Origin of the sequence: Pontibacter litorisediminis, from assembly GCF_029360645.1 — a bacterium.
GTDB lineage: Bacteria > Bacteroidota > Bacteroidia > Cytophagales > Hymenobacteraceae > Pontibacter > Pontibacter litorisediminis.
Window position 1 is genome coordinate 115,926 of sequence record NZ_JARDUA010000003.1, and the last position, 20,616, is coordinate 136,541.

General features: G+C 52.1%; 17 protein-coding genes. 11 read left to right on the top strand and 6 right to left on the bottom strand.

The genetic code is table 11. From position 1 onward, the window contains the following. The first annotated feature begins 63 nt into the window (after nucleotides 1-63). The 3 genes from PXG97_RS10360 to PXG97_RS10370 all read left to right on the top strand — a co-directional run bounded on the left by PXG97_RS10360 (nucleotide 64) and on the right by PXG97_RS10370 (nucleotide 7,730). Complete coding sequence (locus PXG97_RS10360; RefSeq protein ID WP_276497690.1) at nucleotides 64-2,469, top strand: prolyl oligopeptidase family serine peptidase; 2,406 nt, start codon at nucleotides 64-66, stop codon at nucleotides 2,467-2,469. Nucleotides 2,470-2,910: 441 nt separating this feature from the next. Beyond that, nucleotides 2,911-6,132: a SusC/RagA family TonB-linked outer membrane protein gene (locus PXG97_RS10365; RefSeq protein ID WP_276497691.1), complete on the top strand. Its 3,222-nt coding sequence runs from the start codon at nucleotides 2,911-2,913 to the stop codon at nucleotides 6,130-6,132. A gap of 14 nt (nucleotides 6,133-6,146) precedes the next feature. Further along, nucleotides 6,147-7,730 (top strand): RagB/SusD family nutrient uptake outer membrane protein, encoded by a 1,584-nt coding sequence (locus PXG97_RS10370; protein WP_276497692.1) that lies wholly within the window; start codon nucleotides 6,147-6,149, stop codon nucleotides 7,728-7,730. An 82-nt stretch (nucleotides 7,731-7,812) separates the two neighbouring features. Here the strand turns inward: PXG97_RS10370 and PXG97_RS10375 are convergent, their stop codons facing one another. Then, nucleotides 7,813-8,616 (bottom strand): phosphatase PAP2 family protein, encoded by an 804-nt coding sequence (locus tag PXG97_RS10375; protein ID WP_276497693.1) that lies wholly within the window; start codon nucleotides 8,614-8,616, stop codon nucleotides 7,813-7,815. A gap of 2 nt (nucleotides 8,617-8,618) precedes the next feature. Then, the gene (locus tag PXG97_RS10380) at nucleotides 8,619-9,422 is read right to left on the bottom strand and encodes a phosphatase PAP2 family protein (RefSeq protein WP_276497694.1); all 804 of its coding nucleotides are present in this window, start codon (nucleotides 9,420-9,422) and stop codon (nucleotides 8,619-8,621) included. A gap of 258 nt (nucleotides 9,423-9,680) precedes the next feature. Between PXG97_RS10380 and metK the strand changes: the two genes are divergently transcribed. Next, nucleotides 9,681-10,985, top strand: coding sequence for a methionine adenosyltransferase (gene metK / locus PXG97_RS10385; RefSeq protein WP_276497695.1), 1,305 nt, complete (start codon nucleotides 9,681-9,683; stop codon nucleotides 10,983-10,985). Between the two features lie 77 nt (nucleotides 10,986-11,062). Here metK and hpf read toward each other — a convergent pair whose 3' ends face one another. The 4 genes from hpf to PXG97_RS10405 form a co-directional block, all read right to left on the bottom strand. Continuing rightward, nucleotides 11,063-11,365, bottom strand: a complete 303-nt coding sequence (gene hpf, locus PXG97_RS10390) for a ribosome hibernation-promoting factor, HPF/YfiA family (protein ID WP_276497696.1) — start codon at nucleotides 11,363-11,365, stop codon at nucleotides 11,063-11,065. A gap of 28 nt (nucleotides 11,366-11,393) precedes the next feature. Then, a complete protein-coding gene (locus PXG97_RS10395) occupies nucleotides 11,394-12,272 on the bottom strand; it encodes a tyrosine-type recombinase/integrase (RefSeq protein ID WP_276497697.1) in 879 nt (292 codons plus the stop codon). Between the two features lie 71 nt (nucleotides 12,273-12,343). After that, nucleotides 12,344-12,538 carry a 30S ribosomal protein S21 gene (gene rpsU / locus PXG97_RS10400; RefSeq protein WP_276497698.1) on the bottom strand — a complete coding sequence of 65 codons (195 nt, stop codon included), beginning with the start codon at nucleotides 12,536-12,538 and terminating at the stop codon, nucleotides 12,344-12,346. A gap of 153 nt (nucleotides 12,539-12,691) precedes the next feature. Beyond that, a complete protein-coding gene (locus PXG97_RS10405; protein ID WP_276497699.1) occupies nucleotides 12,692-13,831 on the bottom strand; it encodes an acyl-CoA dehydrogenase in 1,140 nt (379 codons plus the stop codon). 257 nt (nucleotides 13,832-14,088) lie between these two features. Here PXG97_RS10405 and PXG97_RS10410 point away from each other — a divergent pair, with 257 nt between their 5' ends. The 7 genes from PXG97_RS10410 (at nucleotide 14,089) to PXG97_RS10440 (ending at nucleotide 20,390) form a co-directional block, all read left to right on the top strand. Further along, nucleotides 14,089-14,826: a tyrosine-protein phosphatase gene (locus PXG97_RS10410; protein ID WP_338088605.1), complete on the top strand. Its 738-nt coding sequence runs from the start codon at nucleotides 14,089-14,091 to the stop codon at nucleotides 14,824-14,826. A 36-nt stretch (nucleotides 14,827-14,862) separates the two neighbouring features. Continuing rightward, nucleotides 14,863-15,855 carry an NAD-dependent epimerase/dehydratase family protein gene (locus PXG97_RS10415; protein ID WP_276497701.1) on the top strand — a complete coding sequence of 331 codons (993 nt, stop codon included), beginning with the start codon at nucleotides 14,863-14,865 and terminating at the stop codon, nucleotides 15,853-15,855. Nucleotides 15,856-15,921: 66 nt separating this feature from the next. Then, nucleotides 15,922-17,319 (top strand): tetratricopeptide repeat protein, encoded by a 1,398-nt coding sequence (locus PXG97_RS10420; RefSeq protein WP_276497702.1) that lies wholly within the window; start codon nucleotides 15,922-15,924, stop codon nucleotides 17,317-17,319. 6 nt (nucleotides 17,320-17,325) lie between these two features. After that, nucleotides 17,326-18,108: a phosphosulfolactate synthase gene (locus tag PXG97_RS10425; RefSeq protein WP_276497703.1), complete on the top strand. Its 783-nt coding sequence runs from the start codon at nucleotides 17,326-17,328 to the stop codon at nucleotides 18,106-18,108. A 96-nt stretch (nucleotides 18,109-18,204) separates the two neighbouring features. Continuing rightward, nucleotides 18,205-19,158 carry a polyprenyl-phosphate transporter gene (locus PXG97_RS10430; protein ID WP_276497704.1) on the top strand — a complete coding sequence of 318 codons (954 nt, stop codon included), beginning with the start codon at nucleotides 18,205-18,207 and terminating at the stop codon, nucleotides 19,156-19,158. 4 nt (nucleotides 19,159-19,162) lie between these two features. Continuing rightward, nucleotides 19,163-19,891, top strand: coding sequence for a shikimate dehydrogenase family protein (locus PXG97_RS10435; protein ID WP_276497705.1), 729 nt, complete (start codon nucleotides 19,163-19,165; stop codon nucleotides 19,889-19,891). A gap of 106 nt (nucleotides 19,892-19,997) precedes the next feature. Beyond that, nucleotides 19,998-20,390, top strand: coding sequence for a YkvA family protein (locus PXG97_RS10440; RefSeq protein ID WP_276497706.1), 393 nt, complete (start codon nucleotides 19,998-20,000; stop codon nucleotides 20,388-20,390). Nucleotides 20,391-20,616 lie beyond the last annotated feature (226 nt).

Below are 20,616 nucleotides of genomic sequence, written 5' to 3' on the forward strand. Positions count from 1 at the left end.
CTTCGTGTTTATACTTTATTTTGAGGATCGAACCTAACAAATCTACCTAAACCTAAACCAATCATGCAACTGAAACAAAGAGTTGTGGCGCTTGCGGCCCTGCTGCTACTGGGCAGCGCCGAACTGCAGGCGCAGAACGACAAGCTGGAGCTCAGCGTGGAGAAGATCATGCGCGACCCGAAGTGGATCGGCACCTCTCCGAGCAACGTGTTCTGGTCTGAAGACGGCAAGAAGATCTACTTCAGCTGGAATCCGGACGGCAACCGGTTTGACTCCCTGTACAGCGTGAGCGCCGACGGCAGAAACCTGCAGAAGGTGAGCCCGCAGGAGCGCCGCAGCCTGCCTGCGCAGCGCGGGGTGTACAACCGTGCCCAAAACAAGAAAGTGTACGAGAAGAATGGCGACATCTACTTGTATGACGTAAAGTCCGGGAAAACGCAGCAGGTAACCAACACCGTAGAGCGCGAGAGCAACCCTGCCTTTAGCCACAACGAGCAGAAGGTGGTGTATACCAAAGACAGCAACCTTTTCTCCTGGAGCATCAGCAGTGGGCAAACAGCACAACTAACCGACTTCAAGAAAGGGCGCAAGCCGGCAGAGGAAGGCAAAAACCAGCAGCGCGACTGGCTGAAGGAGCAGCAGCTGACCCTGCTCCAGATTGTGCGCGACCGCAAAGAAAGCAAAGAGGCCAACGAGAAGCAGCAAAAGCTGGACGCACCCAATAGACCGAAAGAAATCTACGTAGAGGAGAAGGTCGTGAACAACGTGACGCTGGGGCCCAATGAGCGCTTTATCACGTATCAGCTGATCTCACGCCCGAAAAATGCCAAGGTGGCCATCGTGCCGGATTTTGTAACAGAGTCGGGCTACACGGAGGATATCAACACCAGGACCAAGGTGGGGGATGCGCAGAACGGCTACGAGTTCTTTGTATACGATACCCAGCGCGATACAGCCTATGCGGTGTTGATGAACGATGTGGAAGGCATTTACGACCAGCCTGCTTACCTGCTGCAGCAGGAGGCAAAGGCCAGCGCCTCGTCCAGTGCCGCCGACAGCAAGACCAAGAAGCCCGAGCCACGGGCAACCGCCATCTATGGCCCGTACTGGTCTGACAATGGCAAGCATGCGGTGGTGGTGGCCCGCTCCGCCGATAACAAGGACCGCTGGATCATGAAGCTGGACCCGGCAACCTCCAAGCTGACGGTGCTGGACCGCCAGCGCGATGAGGCCTGGATCAACGGCCCCGGCATCAGCTATGGGCCTGGGGAGATTGGCTGGATGCCGGACGGCGAGAGCGTGTGGTTCCACTCTGAGGAGAGCGGATATTCGCACCTGTACGCTGTAAACGTGAACAGCGGCAAGAAGAAAGCCCTTACTAGTGGCAAGTTCGAGGTGTCGGATGTGCGCCTGTCGGACGATAAGAAGCATTTCTACTTCACGGCCAACAAAGTACACCCGGGTGAGAAGCATTTCTACCGCATGCCGGTAAACGGCGGCGAGATGGTGCAGCTGACCAGTTTGCCAGGCGCCCACGAGGTGGAGCTGTCGCCGGACGAGAAAAAGCTGGCTATACGCTACTCTTACAGCAACAAGCCGTGGGAGCTGTATGTGATGGATAACAAGAAAGGGGCGAAGCCTAAACAGGTTACCAACTCTCTGACAGAGGAATTCAAGTCCTACAGTTGGCGGGAGCCGGAGGTAATTACCTTTAAAGCGCAGGACGGAGCGGATGTGTATGCGCGTGTGTATCAGCCTAAGAACCCGCAGCAAAATGGCCCTGCCGTTGTTTTTGTGCACGGAGCCGGTTATTTGCAGAATGCGCACAAGTGGTGGAGTTCCTATTTCCGCGAGTATATGTTCCACAACTTCCTGGCAGACCAGGGCTACACGGTGTTAGACATTGATTACCGCGGCAGCGCCGGCTACGGCCGTGACGTGCGCACGGGCATTTACCAGTTTATGGGCGGTAAAGACCTGAGCGACCATGTGGACGGGGCCAGGCACCTGGTGGAGAAGTACAACGTGGATCCGAAGCGCATTGGTATCTACGGCGGCTCCTACGGTGGCTTCATCACCCTGATGGCCATGTTCACGGAGCCTGATGTTTTTGCTGCTGGTGCCGCGCTACGCTCTGTAACCGACTGGGCGCACTACAACCACGGCTATACTTCCAACATTCTTAACACCCCATACACGGACAGCACAGCCTATGCCAAGAGCTCCCCGATCTACTATGCCGAGGGGCTGCAAGGTGCCCTGCTGATCTGCCACGGTATGGTGGATACCAACGTGCACTTCCAGGACGTGGTGCGCCTGACGCAGCGCCTGATCGAGCTGGGCAAAGACAACTGGGAGCTGGCAGTGTACCCGGTAGAGGACCACGGCTTCACAGAGCCAGCCAGCTGGACAGACGAATACAACCGTATTTTTAAGCTGTTTGAGGAAAATCTGAAAGAGACGAAGTAAGAGACTGCAGCTTAGTACAGGAAAGGCGTGTGGGCGAAAGCCCCCACGCCTTTTTTATTGCCTGAGTGCTGTGCAAGAGGTAAATATAGGTAAAAATGTATATGTGAAAAGTATAAAATAGCTAAAGGAGGGGGCTAGCTGTGCCTGAGGAGAGCTGTTTTGTGAATGGTGAAAGAAAATAGGATGGTAAATAGAACATATACCTTGTTTTATAAATGTTTTAACACTGCAGAGGAATAGTAATAATTAGTTTTGGGACAGTGGCAACTGTCTAGAAAATAGGTGTTTAGTCTGCGCATGAACATGGCTTTGGCATTAAAATATGCCTTTGGTTCATTGGCAGCGGCAATTTTTTTGATTTGGAATGGGAAGTGTTGCAACATTGATATATATTTGAAAAACAACCAATAACTATTTTACCAAACAATCTAATCTAACTTTATGAGAAAAGTTCTATTATTTAGTTTGGTGATGCTCCTAACGCTTGTTAACCAGGCATGGGCGCAAAGCCAAACTGTAACAGGTAGAGTGACCGACGCCAGTAGTGGGCAACCATTACCTGGAGTTGCTGTCATTGTAAAAGGTACCACAACAGGTACGACAACCGGGATAGAAGGCAATTACAGCGTGAATGTGCCTTCTGGAGATGCAACGCTTATATTTAATTTTCTGGGTTATGTAGCGCAGGAGGTTAAAGTATCTGGCAGAAGCACTATCAATGTGACTCTTTCTGAGGATGCCAAAGCACTGGAAGAGGTAGTGGTAGTAGGTTACTCTACGACAACAAAAGAATCCTTTACTGGTACTGCGAAAGTGGTAAGCGCGCAAAAGCTGGAAACCAAGAGCGTATCAAACGTTTCGCAGGCGCTAGCCGGTGAGGTTGCGGGTGTAAGAATCGTAAACACAAGCGGCCAGCCAGGTACCGAGGCTACGGTGCGTATCCGTGGTATCGGCTCTGTGAACGGTAACCGTGATCCGCTGTACGTAGTAGACGGTGTTCCTTTCAATGGTAGCATCAACTCTATCAACCCAGCTGACATCGAGTCTACCACAGTGCTGAAAGACGCTGCCGCGACAGCTATCTACGGTTCAAGAGGTGCGAACGGTGTAATCGTGATCACCACAAAAACAGGTAGAGGCAAAGACAACTACATCGAGGTAGATGCCAACTTTGGTACTAACCAGGCGCTGCTCCCTCGCTACAACACTATCAAGTCTCCTGAGCAGTTCATTGGCTTAGGCTGGGAAAGTTTGTACAATTATGGCGTGGCTGCAGGCAACTACAACGACGCACAAGCAACAGCTTATGCAAACTCAAGACTATTCTCAAACTCAGGTATCAACCCTAAGTATAACCTCTGGAGCGCCACTGGTGCTGAACTTATTGATCCAGCGACAAGAACAGTTAGACCAGGTGTAACAAGAAAATATAACCCAGAGAACTGGGAAGACTATGGTTTTCAGAACTCGGGCCGCTCTGAGGTGAACGTGAAGTTCGGCGGTTCTTCTGATAAAACACACTACTACTCTTCTTTCGGTTACCTGAAAGACGTAGGTTACCTGATCAACTCTGATTACGAGCGTCTTTCAGCTCGTTTAAACCTGACCCAGGAAATTAACAACTGGCTGACAGGTGCTTTTAACTTCAACTATGCCCGTTCTGAGACAAACAATAATGGTCAATCTTCAGACTCAGGAAGCATCTTCTGGTTCGTAGATAATATTCCATCTATCTACCCGCTGTACAGCAGAGATGCAGAAGGTAACTTCGTGTCAGACCCTATCTTTGGTGGCAATCAGTTTGATTATGGTGTAGGCCGTGGTTTTGGCGCTCTTACGAACGCTATCGCCGATGCTACTTATGATACGAACAGAAGCAACCGTAACGAACTGAATGGTAATGCCAGCCTGAACGTGAACATTGCTGAAGGCCTGACACTGGAGAATAGAATTGGTGCGCAGTACTACCACAATAAGTTTCTAAACAGAGGCAACAAATACTATGGTGGCTCTGCGTCACAAAATGGTAGCCTGTTCCACCAGAGAACAGAGGTTTTCTCTTACAACCTGCTGAACTTGCTGCGCTATAACAAAAGCTTTGGCCAGCACAATGTTGAGGCGCTTGCTGCCCACGAGGTAACAGATTGGGAGCTTAACCGCATCACTGCTTCAGGACAAAACTTGGTTGATCCAAACATCGAGGATCTTAGCAACGCAGTAGTGCATAACCCATCTGCTGGTTTTACAGAGCAGTATACTCTGGAAAGCTACTTTGCCCAGGTTAATTACGACTTCAGCAACAAATACTTCTTGTCTGCTACTATCAGAAGAGACGGTTCTTCCCGCTTCAGAAAAGACAAGTGGGGTACATTTGGCTCAGTTGGTGCCGGTTGGATGATCACAAGCGAAGATTTCATGAGCAACCAGAATATCTTTGATATGCTGAAACTGAAGGCGAGCTACGGCCTGATTGGTGACCAGGCCGGTGTAGGATACTATCCAGGTTATGACATTTTCAATATTGATAATCTAAATGATAATCCTGCTTTCTCTTTCTCTACGAAGGGTAACCTCGATCTTACTTGGGAGACTTCAAGACAGTTCCAGACAGGTATTGACTTTGAAGTGGCTAACAACCGCATCTATGGTTCCGTGGACTATTACATCAAGAACACGACTGACTTGATCTTCGAGAGAAGAGTAGGTCCATCACTTGGATACGCTTTGATTCAGGTAAACGACGGTAACCTGAGAAACCAAGGTCTGGAGTTTGACGTGACAGGTGATGTGTTCCAGGGTAAGGATTACCGCTTGAGTCTAGGTGTGAACGGTGAGATTTTCTCTAACAAGATTACTGAAATGCCTACCGATCCTGTAAAAGGTCAACCTAAGCCAATCGACGTGCAGGGACAGTATGCTTGGTCTAAAGGCCACTCTATCTACGATTTCTATCTGCGTGAGTGGGCTGGTGTAGACCCTCAGGATGGTACTGGTATGTGGAATGTGGTTTACAACGATGCTAACGGTAACGACATGCTGGACGATGGCGAAGGCATTGCAAACCTGAACGACTATCTGTACAACAACCCTGATGTAAGCGAAGGTGACCTGAAGACAACGACTACCAAAAAATATTCAGCTGCTACGCTGAAGTACAACGGTAAGTCTGCTATTCCAGACGTACGTGGTGCGGTTAACCTGAGCGGTGGTTACAAAGGCTTCGACCTGAGAGTTCAGATGCTGTACAGCTTTGGTGGCTACGCTTATGACGGCGCTTACGCGAACTTGATGCACAACGACCTAGTTGGTAGCAACAACTGGCACCAGGATATCATGAACAGATGGCAGAAAGAAGGCGACGTAACAGATGTGCCGCGTCTGTCTCGCGGCTACGATGCAAACGTTGCTTCTTCATCTACTCGCTTCCTGACCAAGGCTAACTACATGGTGCTGAACAACGTGCGTCTGACGTACACGGTGCCTAGCAACTTCGTGAGCAAGTATGGTATCGGTGGTCTATCTGTTTGGTTGTCTGGTGACAACCTGTGGATTAACACTGCGCGTGATGGCTTCAACCCATCAACTGCAGAAGCAGGTAGCTCCAGCACATACCGTTATTCTCCGCTGTCTACTTTCACGGCAGGCTTAAGAGTTAAAATTTAATTTGACTGATTATCATGAAGAAGAATTTATATATAATTGGCGCGGCTGCTCTCACTCTTACGCTGAGCAGTTGTGAAAAAGACTTTCTGGATGTAAAGCCTTCCGGTAACGAAATTTCGCCGGAGCAGTTGGCTGAGGCAGCAGAAAAAGATCCATCACTCCTGAACGGTAACATTGCTGGTTTATACTCCACTATGTACAACACAGGTACAGGTGGCACAGACCTGAACCACGATGACTTCGGGCAGAAGAGCTGGGATATGTACATGGACTTCATATCCTCTGACATGGTGTTGGCTGGTGCAACGTATGGTTGGTATGAAGGTGTCGTTAGGTATCAGGATACAAAAGACTATACGCAGACTGAAGGTTACATGCCATGGAGATACTATTATCGTATCATCTTTGGTGCCAACACTGTAATTGATGCTTTGGGTGGAACTGATGCTGAGCAGACAGAGCCGCTGCAGCGCCACATTATGGGCCAGGCAAAGGCTATGCGTGCCTACGCATACTTCTACCTTGCTCAGCTGTACTCCAAAGGATATGGTACAGGGTCGGAGAAGATCCTACCAATCTATACAAACACCCAGGTTCCAAACCAGCCGAAGGCTACCTCTGAAGAGGTCTACAACCTGATTGTGGATGACCTTACTCAGTCAATTGAATATTTATCAGACTTCAACAGGACTTCTAAAGACCAGATAGATCAAACTGTAGCAAAAGGCTTGTTAGCTTACACGCTTGCCGCTAGAGGAACACAGGCTGACCTGCAGCAGGTTGTAACTCTGACTGATGAACTGATAGCTAGCAAGTACCGCATCACAAACAAGGGGGAGCTCTTTGCTCAGATTAACCCTACTACAGGTGTGTTGACTAACCCACAGTCAGGCTTCAACAACGTAGCTACTCCAAGCTGGATGTGGGGTGTAGACCTAACACTGGCAAACGGGCTGGATCTGGTTTCATGGTGGGGTCAGATGGACGTTTTTACCTACAGCTATGCTTGGGCCGGAGATCCTAAAACTATCGATATCAACCTGTACAAGGCCATTCGGGCAAATGACTACAGAAAGAACTGGTTTGATCCAGAAGGTGGTGGCTTAGAGGCAGCTTATGCGGAAGATGGTTACGAAGAGGGTGATTTCGACTTGATGCCACTCAATAAGTTCTTTGATCCGAACAGAGTAATTGGTGGTCAGAGAAACGTTACCACCGACTATGTATACATGCGTGTTGAAGAGATGGTCCTGCTGAATGCTGAGGCACACGCAAGGCTTGGACAGGATGCGCAGGCAAAAGATGCACTGAAACTGCTGATGCAGGAGAGATTCGACGCTGAGGCATACGCAGAGTATGAGACTTACCTGAATGGACTTGGCGGACAGTCGCTGAAAGATGAGATCCTGCTGCAGACTCGTATCGAGTTGTGGGGTGAAGGTAAGACTTACCTGGCTATCAAGCGAAACAAGGTGAATGTAACCAGAGGTGAGAACCATATCTTCCTTCCTGGGCAAACCTTCGCATGGGACTCTGATGAGTTGACATTCGAGATTCCACAGGCAGAGGTATTGAACAACCCTGTTCTGAATCAGTAGAATTATAAGCGCTATCTGCAATCAGTTGCAGTAGTTTTAGGAAAAGGCCACCCAATTGGGTGGCCTTTTTTATTGCCATACTTTAGAACGTATACGTTACAGCCATCCCGTCATACCACCCATTGCTCTCGGGTGCCAGCGAGAACCTGGAGCCCCGCTTGTGCAACTCCGGCACCAGTATGCCAATGGTGGTGCCGACAGCATAACCCACCAAGTTGTCGCTGAGGAAATGCTTGCCTGCCTTCAAGCGCAAAAAAGCCACAGCAGCCGGAACAGTGGCCGCGGCGGCCCATACGTAAGGCCGGGCCGGGGAGTCCGGGTTGAAGTCGTGGTACACTTTGGCGAGAAAGAACGTAGCGGTGGCCGTGGCGGCGGTGTGGCCGGCGTAGAAAGAGTTTGTTGCCTGTTTGTCTGTTTTCAAGCCTACAGGAGCATCGGCGGCATACACGTAGGGGCGCTTGCGTTTGGTAAGGCCGGCCGTCATGCTGTACATGCCGCCTGCGATAGACAATGCCTGCCCATACAGCAAGTATACTTGTGGCGCGTTCTGCTTTATGTCGTCATCCAGCAGGAGCAGCAGCGGGGCAAGGAAAGAGCCATAGAACGGAAAGTCGCTTAAGGTCTCGGCGCTGGTGCTGTAGTTGCCTGCCGCAAATCTGTCAAACCCATTCACATCGTTTTTAGACAAGGCTGCCAGGTCGGCAGTGCTAACCCTGTCCTTCTTTCCAATCAGTATGTTTCCGGCCACGGTGGCCCCTATAGCTCCAACCGTGATGCCTCCATCGCGCAGCCAATCCGTTTGGTAAGGCGAGGCAGCACCATCCTGTGCATTGGCAGCAAGCGGTAAAAGCACAACCGCCAAGAAGAGACACAGCCGCCGTTTCATGTTTAGAAAGTGTAGGTCATGAGCGCGCCGTTGAAGTACCTGCCCGAAACCGGCATCAGGCTGATGTTGCGCTTGTTGGATTTCTTGTGGAGCTGCGGCACCAGTATACCGGCGGCGGCTCCCATGGTATAACCCAGCAGGTTATCTGTCAGGAAGTGTTTACCGGCTTTCAGGCGCAGGTAGCCCACTGTGGCAGGTATGGCGGCCGCGGCGGCCCATACATAGGGGCGTGCCGGGGAGTCCGGGTTAAAGTCGTGGAAGATCTTGGCGGCGAAAAACGTGGCGCTCGCGGTGGCGGCGGTGTGGCCGGCGTAAAACGAGTTAAGCGCGTTCGCGTCGTTCTTGTCTGAAATATCCACCTCATCACTGTAAACGAGCGGGCGCACGCGCTCCACATTGCCGTTCGTCATCGTGAAAAAGGCGCCTGTTACAGCCATGGTCTCTACGTACAGCACCAGTACCTGGCCGGCTTTGCCGCCCACATTTTTGTTCAGCATCATCAGGAGCGGGGTAGCAAAGGAGCCATAGAACGGGAAGTCGCTAAGCTTTTTGGCGTTGTCAGAGTCATAGCCTGCCGAAAAACGGTCAAAGCCGTTCACGTCCTTCTTGCTTAGGGCCATGATCTCTTCTTGGCTCATCCCGCTCTTGTCCTTCATCAGGGACAAACCATAGGCGCTTAGGCCCATGCCCGCCGCAATAATGGGGGCGTCTACTTTAAAAGACGTTTCATAAGGAGAGTCGTTTTGGGCAAATGCGCTGCCTGTTAGAAAAGTTATAAGGCAGAATATAGTTAATATGCGTTTCATAAAGGGCATTTTCAAATGATACAATTTTTGTAGATGAACGGACTGCTATTTTAAAAGGTTGTGCCAAGACCCCTGCCGCACCACTGCCAACAAGGGGCGTGGCGCATGCCTCAGGGTGTAACTTTTTGTGGCTAAATCGTTACAAGCCATTGTGCAGGCCTGATAATCGTTTTAAGTATGGCAGATTTGTCTTAGCTTTGTACCCGCTGCCAAGGGGGGCAGCCGGTTTATACTTTGTACCTAAACCCAAAGAAAAAAATGCCTTATTTATTTACATCTGAGTCTGTGTCAGAAGGACACCCGGATAAAGTGGCTGATCAGATTTCGGATGCCCTTCTGGATGAGTTCCTGAAGCAAGACCCGCAGTCCAAAGTAGCCTGTGAGACCTTGGTAACCACTGGCTTGGTGGTGCTGAGCGGGGAGGTGAAGACAGAAGCCTACGTAGACGTACAGAAAGTTGCCCGAAACGTGATCAAGCGTATCGGTTATACAAAGTCAGAGTATATGTTCGATGCAGATGCCTGCGGTGTGATCTCCGCCATCCACGAACAGTCTGCTGATATAAACCAGGGCGTAGAGCGCGCCAATCCCGAAGATCAGGGGGCCGGAGACCAGGGGATGATGTTCGGCTACGCTACTGACGAGACGGATGACTATATGCCGCTTGCCCTGAGCATTTCGCACCTGCTGCTGCAGGAGCTGGCTGCTATCCGCAAGGAAGGCAAAGAGATGACCTACCTGCGCCCGGACGCCAAGTCGCAGGTGACCATCCGCTACAGCGACAACCACGTGCCGGAGAAGATAGACACCATCGTCATCTCCACCCAGCACGATGAGTTCGTAAAAGCCGATGGTGACAGCACGGAGGCAAAGAACGAGGCGGAGCGCCAAATGGTGGCCAGCATTCAAGAAGATGTGAACAATATCCTGATACCGCGCGTGCTGAAGCTGTTGCCAGAGCGTATCCAGAAGTTGTTCGATTCTAATATCACCTACCACATCAACCCTACCGGCAAGTTCGTGATTGGCGGCCCGCATGGCGATACAGGCCTAACAGGTCGTAAGATCATTGTGGATACGTACGGGGGCAAAGGGGCACACGGCGGCGGCGCCTTCTCTGGCAAAGACTCGTCTAAGGTGGACCGCTCTGCCGCTTATGCGGCGCGGCATATCGCCAAGAACCTGGTAGCGGCCGGCGTGGCCAGCCAGGTGCTGGTGCAGGTGGCTTACGCCATCGGCGTAGCCAAGCCTGTAGGCCTGTATGTAACAACGTATGGCTCCACCAAGGTGAAGGACGCAAACGGCAACATCATGAGCGACGGAGAGGTTGCCGAGCGCGTAAACAAGCTATTCGACATGCGCCCTTACGCTATCGTGCAGCGCTTCGGCCTGCAGAATCCGATCTTCTCCGAAACGGCAGCCTATGGCCACATGGGCAGAACACCAGGAAGGAAAACTGTAGAAGTTACAGTAGACGGCAAGAGAGAGGTAAGAGAGTTCGAGACCTTTACTTGGGAGAAGCTGGACTATGTGGATAAGATAAAGGCTGAGTTTGGCCTGTAGGCAAGAAGCCTGCTTATATAAAAAGAGCGGCCTGCTAAGTATAGCAGGCCGCTCTTTTTGTGTGTATCAAGTATGGCTTAATGGTGCGCCATTTGCTTCTGCTTAAAACGCTTCAGCTGTCGGCGCATGGCTTCTACGGCAGCATCGGCGGCGGCTTCAAAAGATGGGGCGTCCTCCTGCGAGAACAACGTAGAGCCTGGCACAAACAGCTTGATCTCAACGGTTTTGTTGTCTATGCCGTCCTTGTTATTATGTTTAAGAAACACTTCGCCTTCCACTATGCGATCGTAAAATGTTTCGAGTTTGTCTACTCTCTGCTGAACGAAGTCAGTAAGTTGCTTGTCTGCCTCGAAGTGGATGGAATGCATCTGTAGCTTCATATGCTTTACATTTAAAAAGTTAAACTTATTATGCTTTGGGGTGAGCCTTCTCAAAAATAGATTTGAGCTGCTCGATGGAATTGTGCGTGTATACTTGGGTGGCTGCCAGGCTGGCATGGCCCAAGAGATCTTTGATCGCGTTAAGATCGGCTCCCTTGTTCAGCAAATGGGTAGCGAAGGAGTGTCGCAGCACGTGCGGGCTATTATGTTCAGAGGTGGTAATCAAGCTGATATATTTTTTTACGACACGGTATACAAACTTCGGGTACAAGGGCCTCGCTTTATTAGTAACGAGCAATTTTACCGAATTGTTATTCCCGAAAAAATGACTTTTCTCAGCTTGGTACGCGTCTAATGCCAGCAGCAGCGAATCGTTGAGCGGCAGGATGCGCTCTTTGTTTCCTTTGCCTAACACGCGCACAGTTTTGGCGCTAAGGCTGATGTCGGCAGGCTCTATGTGGATAAGTTCGGCAAGGCGAATGCCCGTGCCATAGAGGAATTCCAGGATCAGCCTGTCGCGCTGGCCCTCAAAGGTTTCTTCAAACGTAAAGCTATCGAGCAGCTGGTTGAAAGGCTCCTCCTGCACAAAGGCAGGCAGTTTTTTACTGGCCTTCGGCGCTTTGATGCGCAGCATGGGGTTTGCTTTAATGCGTTCCTGCGCCAGCAGAAACCTGTAGTAGGAGCGGAGGCAGGCAATCTTCCGGTTTATGGAGCGCGGCTTGATGTTGTTCTGCACCAGCGTCAGTATCCAGGAGCGGATAATGGTGTGGTCGGCCTCGGCGGCATCGGTGATCTGGTATACCTCTTTCAGGTAACCGGCAAATTGCCCCAGGTCGGTGTGGTAGGAGGTAAGGGTGTGCGGGCTGTACCGCTTCTCGTACTGGAGGTACTTGAAAAATAAATCCATAAATTAGTATACCTGGTTAGGTTAGCCAGGTATACTAATTTATGGAAAAATAGAATATCTTGTTAGATATACTAGTAGTTTTCGCTAGCAAACATCTGCTGCTTGTACACAGCTCTCTCCTTTTGCTTTCTCTTAGCCACAGAAGGCTTCTCGAAATACGCTCTTGAGCGCAGTTCTTTCAAAACACCAGTTCTCTCGAATTTCTTCTTGAATCTTTTCAGAGCACGGTCTACAGACTCGTTATCTTTTACGTTTACAATAATCATATTTTTCCTCGCTTCTCTTTGGATTTAAGGTTGCAAATTTAAGCAACCTTATACTTAAAAATCAACTCCTTGGCTAAATATTTATCAGCCCTATATGTTTTATGGGGCAAAAGCCGGGGAGAAGGCTGTTTGGGCCTCCTCCTGCAGCCTTTTTTACTTTAACATAGCACGGGATATAACAAGCTTCTGTATCTCGCTGGTTCCCTCCCCAATGGTGCAGAGCTTGGCGTCGCGGTAATATTTCTCCGCCGGGTAGTCCTTCGTGAAGCCGTAGCCACCGAAGATCTGCACCGCCTCGTTCGCTACCCTCACCGACACTTCGGAGGCAAACAGCTTGGCCATCGCCGATTCCTTGTTTACGTTCAGGCCACGGTTTTTCATGTCGGCTGCCTGGTAGGTAAGCAGCGATGCCGCCTCTACTTCTGTAGCCATGTCAGCCAGCTTGAAGGCGATGCCCTGGAAACTGGAGATTGGCTTGTTGAACTGGTGGCGCTCCTTGGAGTAAGCTACCGCAGCATCCAAGGCACCCTGCGCGATGCCCAACGAGAGCGCTGCAATAGAGATACGGCCGCCGTCCAACACCTTCATGGCCTGGATAAAGCCTTCTCCTACCTTACCCAGGATCTGGTCTTTGTGTACGCGGCAGTCCTGGAAGATAAGCTCTGTGGTCTCGGAGGCGCGCATGCCTAACTTGTCTTCCTTGCGGCCGGCGCTAAAGCCTTCCGTTCCTTTCTCGATCACAAAGGCTGTCATGCCGTGGGAGTCGCCCACCTCCCCGGTACGCACGATCACTACGGCCACATTGCCCGACTTCCCGTGCGTGATAAAGTTCTTGGCGCCGTTGATTACCCAGTAGTCGCCGTCTTGCACTGCTACCGTGCGCATGTTGCCCGCGTCTGATCCTGTGTTAGGCTCCGTCAGGCCCCAGGCCCCGATCCACTCGGCGGTGGCCAGCTTGGGCAGGTACTTCTTCTTCTGCTCCTCATTGCCGAACTGCAGGATATGGCCGGTGCACAGCGAGTTGTGCGCCGCCATCGACAGGCCGATGGAGCCGTCTATCTTGGAAAGCTCTGCAATGGCGGTAACATACTCCAGGTAGCCGAAGCCCGACCCGCCGTACTCCGTTGGCACGAGCACGCCCATCAGCCCCAGCTCACCGAGTTGCTTGAATACCTCTACCGGGAATTCCTGCGACTCGTCCCACTCTCTCATTTTAGGCTTGATGTGCTTGGCGCCAAAGTCGCGGACCATGTCCGCAATCATGCGCTGGTTTTCAGTTGTTTTTAATTCCATGTATAGTATTGGGTTCGTAATAAGGTGATGTGTCGCTAGTATAACGGGATAAGAATATCCGTTGTTTACAAAGCTATATAAATATGGGCAAAGCGCCAATCGGGTATATAGATTTAATCGTATGTAAAAGAGGCTACTGCAGGGCGGCACCTTTATTTTGACAGTGAGTTTAATTTCCGTTATTTTGGTGTTTGTTTGCTGTGCTGCCCTTAGCAGCAGGGCCACAGGGACTACTTATTGGCAAGATGATACAGTTTTTGAAAAACCTGTTTGGAGGGAATGAGCCTATGCTGGAGGTCTCGCTGAGTGAGCTCGGCGTGGACATGCATTCGCATATACTCCCCGGCATCGACGATGGCTCCGACAGCCTGGAGCAGTCGCTGGAGCTGGTGCGGGGCATGAAGGAGCTTGGTTACCGGAAACTGATCATGACGCCGCACGTCATGAGCGACTTCTACAAGAACACGCCCGAGATCATCCGCGAGAAGCTGCAGCTGCTGCGGCAGGCTGTAAAAGAGGCGGGCATAGCCATGGAGCTGGATTGTGCCGCCGAGTATTACCTGGATGAGGGCCTGCTCGATAAGTTGGAGAACGACGAGGAGCTGCTGACCTTCGGGGAAAAGTACCTGCTGTTCGAGACGTCTTTCCTGAACGAGCCCCTGAACCTGCGTGAGGCCATCTTCAGGATGCGCTCCAAAGGCTACCAGCCGGTGCTGGCACACCCCGAGCGCTATACGTACTTCTATGGCAAGTTCGAGGAGCTGGTGGCACTGCGGGAGCACGGCGTGCTGTTTCAGCCGAACCTGAACTCGCTGGTGGGGTATTATTCGCCGGGAGCCAAAGACGTGGCCGAGCGGCTGATAGAGCAGGGGTATGTGGACTTTCTGGGCACCGACACGCACGGCATGAAGCATATTACCACCCTGCAAAAGGTACTCAGCACAAAACACATTGTAAAGGCCCTAGCGTTGCCGCTGCGTAACCGGCAGCTATAGATCTTTCCTTATCCATACTTTATACTTCCACAAACCATGGTATTTGTAACGGGCGGCAGTGGCCTGATCGGCAGTTTTCTGATTCCGGAGCTTTTGCGGCAGGGGCACCAGGTAAAGGCGCTCTACCGCGGGCATGTGCCTGCCGTAGCCGGTGCCGGGCAGGTGCAGTGGGTGGAGGGCGACATCCTGGACCCCGCGCTGCTGCGCGCCGCGCTGGCCGATGTGAAGTATGTGTTTCACAGTGCGGGGCTGGTATCGTATGCGCCGCAGGATGAGGAGCTGCTGAAGCAGGTGAACATAGAGGGAACCGCCAACATCGTGGATGCCTGCCTGGAGGCCGGAGGCATAAAGCTCTGCCACGTGAGTTCCATCGCGGCAGTAGGCCGGCCAAAGAACACGGAGGTGCTCACCGAGAAAACCAAGTGGGACCCTGCCGCGGAGGTATCGGCCTACGCCAGCTCCAAGTACTTTGGGGAGCTGGAGGTGTGGCGTGGCGTGGCCGAGGGGCTGGATGCCGTGATTGTGAACCCGTCCATCATACTTGGCCCCGCCGACTGGAGCCGCAGCAGCACGCAGCTGTTCCGGTACGTGTACAACGAGCGCCCTTTTTATACTGCCGGCGAAGCCAATTTTGTGGATGTGCGCGATGTGGTGGAGGCGATGCTGCGCCTGACTTTCTCAGAGGTATCGGGGGAGAGGTTTATCCTGAATGCGGAGCGGATGAGCTACAAGGCGTTTTTTGAGGAGGCAGCAAACTGCTTCGGCAAGAAAGCGCCAGGCATAAAGGTGCCGGGAGGGGTGGCCGAGGTGGTGTGGCGGCTGGAGCACGCGCGCGCCTGGCTTACTGGTGCCCGCCCCCTCATTACCAAAGACACGGCCAGGGTATCCCGTAAAACGCACTTCTTCAGCAGCGGCAAGATCCAGAAAATGATAGGCTTTGGCTTCAGGCCCGTGTCAGAATCAGTGGGTTGGGTGTGCCGCGAGCTGCAGGGGCACATGGCCAACGGAAGACTGCAAAGTGCCGAGTAAACTATTTGCAGGGTTAATATGTAGTAAGAAAAAAGCTGTTTTAGTGCAGCTAGACGGATACTGGAGATGAAAGAGAACTTTGACGAACACAGCGAGGAGCTGGAACTAATACAGCGTTACGAGCGCATGCTCGGCAACAACGAAACGGCGTTTTTCGATCTCACAGACTTTGAGTATATCATAGATCATTATACCGCAAACTTTGAGTATAAGAAAGCCCTGGCGGCCTGTGAGTCCGCCTTGGTGCAGTACCCCTTCTCTTCGGAGCTGCAGATAGACAAGGCGCAGCTACTGGCCATGTCGGGGAGCTTTGAGGAGGCGTTGGAGCTGATCAACAAGGTGGCAGAGGTAGAGCCGGAGAACGCCGACGTGCAGCTGACGCGCGGCATTATCTATACGCAGCGCGGCGAGTTCCGCGACGCCATCGACTACTTTAAGAAAGCTCTCGCCTATGCCGATGACCGTGACGATATTTACTTTAACATCGCCCTGGCCTACCAAACCTGGGGCAAGCTGGCATCGGCGGTGAAGTACTATAAAAAGTGCGTGGAGCTGAACCCGGAGAACGAGGCGGCCATGCAGGAGATACTTTACTGCCTGGAGGTGACGAACACGGTGAGCGAGAACGTGCCGTTCTTCCAGAAGTTCGTGGACGATGACCCTTATTCCTATGTGGCCTGGTTTAACCTGGGCAACGTGTACAACAAGATGGGCGCCTACGACAAGGCCATCGCCGCCTACGACTATGCCACCATCATCCGCTCCGACTTTATTACGGCTTACAACAACATGGCCAACGCCCTGGTGTACATGGGCGAGTACAGCAAAGCCATAGAGGCCTTTAACGCCATGATAGAGCACGGGCAGCCGAACGCGGAGATCTACTGCAACATCGGCGAGTGCTATGAGAAACTGCAGCAGTGGGACCTGTCGCGGCGCTACTACCAGAAGTCGGTGGACCTGGACCCGGAGATGGACGAGGCCTGGTTTGGCATAGGTGTGATACTGGATGCGCAGGGCAAGTGGTACGAGGCGATACACTTCTTTAAAAAGGCGGTGGACCTCTACGACGACAGCGCCGATTACTGGGTGGCCCTGGCGGCGGCCGAGTACCATGTAGGCCATGTGGTGTCGGCGCTGGAGAGCTACGAGCGGGCCTCAGAAATCCGCCCGGATGATAAGAATATCTACCTGAACTGGTCGATTATACTTTATGAGCAGGGAAATTTTGAGGAGGCCACCGATATCATCCTGAATGCCATAGAGCTGCAGCCGCGAGAGGCAGAGCTGTTTTACAGGGCCTGCGCTTACATGCTTTCTGCAGGAAAATACCGCGAGGCTTATAATTATCTGGAAAATGCATTAATTTTGGACTTCGACAAGCACAAGCTGCTGTTTGAGTTCTTCCCTGAGCTGGAGTCGCAGCGTGCATTGGCCCGATTAATTGATCAGTACCGCAAATAAAATCAAATGAATTACACCCTTAAGAGCATTCCGGAACGCGAGGCAAAGCCGCGTGAGCGCGGTTTTACCATGGCCATGGATAAAGGCCTGAGCATTCGGGAGGTAGAGGACTTCCTGGAGATAGCCGGAGAATACGTTGACATCGTAAAACTGGGCTGGGCCACGTCTTACGTGACACCTAACCTAAGAAAGAAGCTGGACGTTTACAGGGCGGCCGGTATACCCACTTACTTCGGTGGCACGCTGTTCGAGGCTTTTATCGCCCGCGACCAGTTCGATGATTACCGCCGCGTGCTCGATAAGTACGAGATGACCTTTGCCGAGGTGTCGGACGGCTCTTTGGAGATGCCGCATGAGGCAAAGTGCGGATACATCGCCAAACTGGCCGAGCAGGTAACGGTGCTTTCAGAGGTAGGCTCCAAAGACGCCGAGAAAATCATCCCGCCCTACATGTGGATCCGGCTGATGAAGGCAGAACTGGAAGCAGGCGCCTGGAAAGTGATCGGCGAGGCGCGCGAGGGGGGCAACGTTGGCTTGTTCCGTTCCACCGGCGAAGTGCGCAGCGGCCTGGTAGAAGAAATCCTGACGCAGGTGCCTTTCGAGAAGATCCTGTGGGAGGCTCCGCAGAAAGCGCAGCAGGTGTGGTTCATTAAGCTGCTGGGCGCGAACGTAAACCTGGGCAACATTGCGCCAAGCGAGGTTATCCCGCTGGAGACGATCCGCCTGGGCCTTCGTGGCGACACCTTCGACCATTTCCTGAACATGGAAAAGGCAGGCCAGAAAATATAAAGTATAAGTATGAAAGTATAAATTGCCCGTCGGTGTGGCCGCACGGGCAATTTATGTTTTACGGAAGGCTACAACTGAGTATAGCTTCATCAATTTATGGAAAGAAGATCTCTGAAAGAGTATTTGCTGCTGTTTTCGAAGGGCGTGGGCATGGGCGCGGCCGATGTGGTGCCCGGTGTTTCCGGTGGAACGATCGCTTTTATCACCGGTATCTACGAGGAGCTGCTGGGCTCGATCCGCTCGGTGAACGGGGAGGCGCTGAAACTGCTCTCCCGCTTCGACTTAAAAGGCTTCTGGAGGCACATCAACGGCAATTTCCTGGTGGTGCTCATCTCGGGCATCCTGTTCTCGATCGCCTCGCTTTCACGCCTTATCCTGTACCTGTTAGAAAACCATCCGGAGCTGCTCTGGTCGTTCTTTTTCGGCCTGATCGTGGCCTCTGCCGTGGTGGTGAGCAAGAAGATCACCCGCTGGACGCCAGGCGTGGTGCTGGCCGGGCTGGTTGGTGCTGCCATTGCCTACTACATTACCGTGGCGACACCAACGCAAACACCGGAGGCTTACTGGTTCATCTTCCTTTCCGGGGCCATTGCTATCTGCGCCATGATTCTGCCGGGTATTTCGGGAAGCTTCCTGCTGGTGCTGTTGGCCAAGTATGAGTTTATACTTAACGCCGTGAAAGAGCTGCGGGTGGATATTGTCGCGGTGTTTGGCCTTGGCTGCGTTACCGGCATTCTGGCTTTCTCGCATGTGCTTAACTACATGCTCAAGCGCTTCCATAACGCCACAGTGGCCTTGCTTACTGGCTTTATGGTGGGCTCCCTGAACAAGGTATGGCCATGGAAACAAACTCTGGAGACCTACACCGACCGCCACGGGGAGGTGAAGCCGCTGGTGCAGGAGAATGTGCTGCCAGGGGCCTACGAGGCCCTGACAGGGCAGGAGCCATACCTGTTGTATGGTGTTCTGCTGGCCGTGCTCGGCTTTATGCTGGTATACTTCGTGGACCATTTCACGGATGACACTGCCACACCTCAGGTACAAGTATAACAGTATGCGCAAGTTCGGACTCATCGGGAAAAAGCTCGGCCACTCTTTCTCCAAGAAGTACTTCACGGAGAAGTTCGCGGCGGAAGGTATAACGGATGCCGCCTACGAGCTGTATGAACTGCCGCAGGTGCAGGAGTTGCCGGAGCTGCTGCGACGGGAGCCGGAGCTGGTGGGCCTGAACGTGACGGTGCCTTACAAGGAACAGGTGCTTCCGCTGCTGGACGAGCTGGAGGAGGCCGCAGCCAGAATAGGCGCCGTTAACACAATAAAGATAAGCGGCGGGCGCACCAAAGGCTTCAATACCGACTACATCGGGTTCAAGGAATCGCTGGAAGCGTTTTACACGGAGCGGGAGCAGGCGCTGGTGCTGGGGACAGGCGGCGCGGCCAAGGCCGTGTGGGCGGCCCTGGATGCCCTGCATATCCCGTACCTGCGTGTCTCCAGAGCGGAGGCGGCGGGGCAGGTTACCTATGCCCAGTTGAGCCCGGAGCTCCTGCAAAAGTATAACCTCATCATCAATACCACCCCCTTGGGCATGTACCCGCAGGTGCAGGAGGCGCCGGAGCTGCCCTACACAAGTATAACAGCCCGCCATTACTGCTACGATTTAGTGTACAATCCCGCGCAAACGCTTTTTTTGCAGCGGGCTGCCGCGCAGGGAGCGAAAACGGCAAATGGCTTGACCATGCTGCACTTGCAGGCAGAGGCGGCCTGGAGTATTTGGAATCTTTAATATTTTATATTACACTTGTGTGAAGTGTAAAAAAGCCGGCTTCAGTGCAACTTTGCCCTGTGTTATTTGCGTTTAAGAAATAGAACGCGAAACAAAACACAACTGCATGCTGCAACTTTACACCCTAAAGCAAAAGGCTCATTCATTCCATACTGAAGTTTACGCCCTGTACCTGGCTTACCGCGATGCACGCGTGAAATGGTATGCTCGGTTGCTCCTGGCCGTTACCATTGCCTACAGCGTAAGCCCACTGGACTTTGTCCCGGACCTGGTCCCCGTTTTCGGCTACCTGGATGATGTGGTGCTGGTGGCGATGGGGTTATCAGGCTCCTACAGGCTTTTGCCTAGGGCCGTGTTGCAGGAGGCAAAGCTGCAGGCGTACGAGGACATGAATGAGTCGGTGCTGGCCCTGAGGGCGATTAGTTATACTTGGGTGCTGCTGCTGACACTGGTTGCCATACTTTGTTATAAGTTACTCTATATGCATTTGCTGTTTTAAGGCAAAGAAGATCTTTTGAGCGAGGTTTAAGATGATTTACAACTACTAAAACTTGCTGCGAAAGAAGAAAGCCTCCCTCCCCGGGAGGCTTTACTTTTTAATAAGCCTGCGGATTCTATAAACCTGGTACTTTTATTAGTAAGTTTAAAGATAATCCTAGTGGCGGCTGCCTCGGCTACCATAGAATTTGCCTATCTTTACCCAAGCAATCGTGCCTTTTTCGGAC

What these genes read in the sequence shown, in the direction of transcription:
- PXG97_RS10360 (WP_276497690.1), top strand. Translation starts at nt 64, where the DNA reads ATGCAACTGAAACAAAGAGTTGTGGCGCTTGCGGCCCTGCTGCTACTG.
- PXG97_RS10365 (WP_276497691.1), top strand. Translation starts at nt 2,911, where the DNA reads ATGAGAAAAGTTCTATTATTTAGTTTGGTGATGCTCCTAACGCTTGTT.
- PXG97_RS10370 (WP_276497692.1), top strand. Translation starts at nt 6,147, where the DNA reads ATGAAGAAGAATTTATATATAATTGGCGCGGCTGCTCTCACTCTTACG.
- PXG97_RS10375 (WP_276497693.1), bottom strand. Translation starts at nt 8,616, where the DNA reads ATGAAACGGCGGCTGTGTCTCTTCTTGGCGGTTGTGCTTTTACCGCTT.
- PXG97_RS10380 (WP_276497694.1), bottom strand. Translation starts at nt 9,422, where the DNA reads ATGAAACGCATATTAACTATATTCTGCCTTATAACTTTTCTAACAGGC.
- metK (WP_276497695.1), top strand. Translation starts at nt 9,681, where the DNA reads ATGCCTTATTTATTTACATCTGAGTCTGTGTCAGAAGGACACCCGGAT.
- hpf (WP_276497696.1), bottom strand. Translation starts at nt 11,365, where the DNA reads ATGAAGCTACAGATGCATTCCATCCACTTCGAGGCAGACAAGCAACTT.
- PXG97_RS10395 (WP_276497697.1), bottom strand. Translation starts at nt 12,272, where the DNA reads ATGGATTTATTTTTCAAGTACCTCCAGTACGAGAAGCGGTACAGCCCG.
- rpsU (WP_276497698.1), bottom strand. Translation starts at nt 12,538, where the DNA reads ATGATTATTGTAAACGTAAAAGATAACGAGTCTGTAGACCGTGCTCTG.
- PXG97_RS10405 (WP_276497699.1), bottom strand. Translation starts at nt 13,831, where the DNA reads ATGGAATTAAAAACAACTGAAAACCAGCGCATGATTGCGGACATGGTC.
- PXG97_RS10415 (WP_276497701.1), top strand. Translation starts at nt 14,863, where the DNA reads ATGGTATTTGTAACGGGCGGCAGTGGCCTGATCGGCAGTTTTCTGATT.
- PXG97_RS10420 (WP_276497702.1), top strand. Translation starts at nt 15,922, where the DNA reads ATGAAAGAGAACTTTGACGAACACAGCGAGGAGCTGGAACTAATACAG.
- PXG97_RS10425 (WP_276497703.1), top strand. Translation starts at nt 17,326, where the DNA reads ATGAATTACACCCTTAAGAGCATTCCGGAACGCGAGGCAAAGCCGCGT.
- PXG97_RS10430 (WP_276497704.1), top strand. Translation starts at nt 18,205, where the DNA reads ATGGAAAGAAGATCTCTGAAAGAGTATTTGCTGCTGTTTTCGAAGGGC.
- PXG97_RS10435 (WP_276497705.1), top strand. Translation starts at nt 19,163, where the DNA reads ATGCGCAAGTTCGGACTCATCGGGAAAAAGCTCGGCCACTCTTTCTCC.
- PXG97_RS10440 (WP_276497706.1), top strand. Translation starts at nt 19,998, where the DNA reads ATGCTGCAACTTTACACCCTAAAGCAAAAGGCTCATTCATTCCATACT.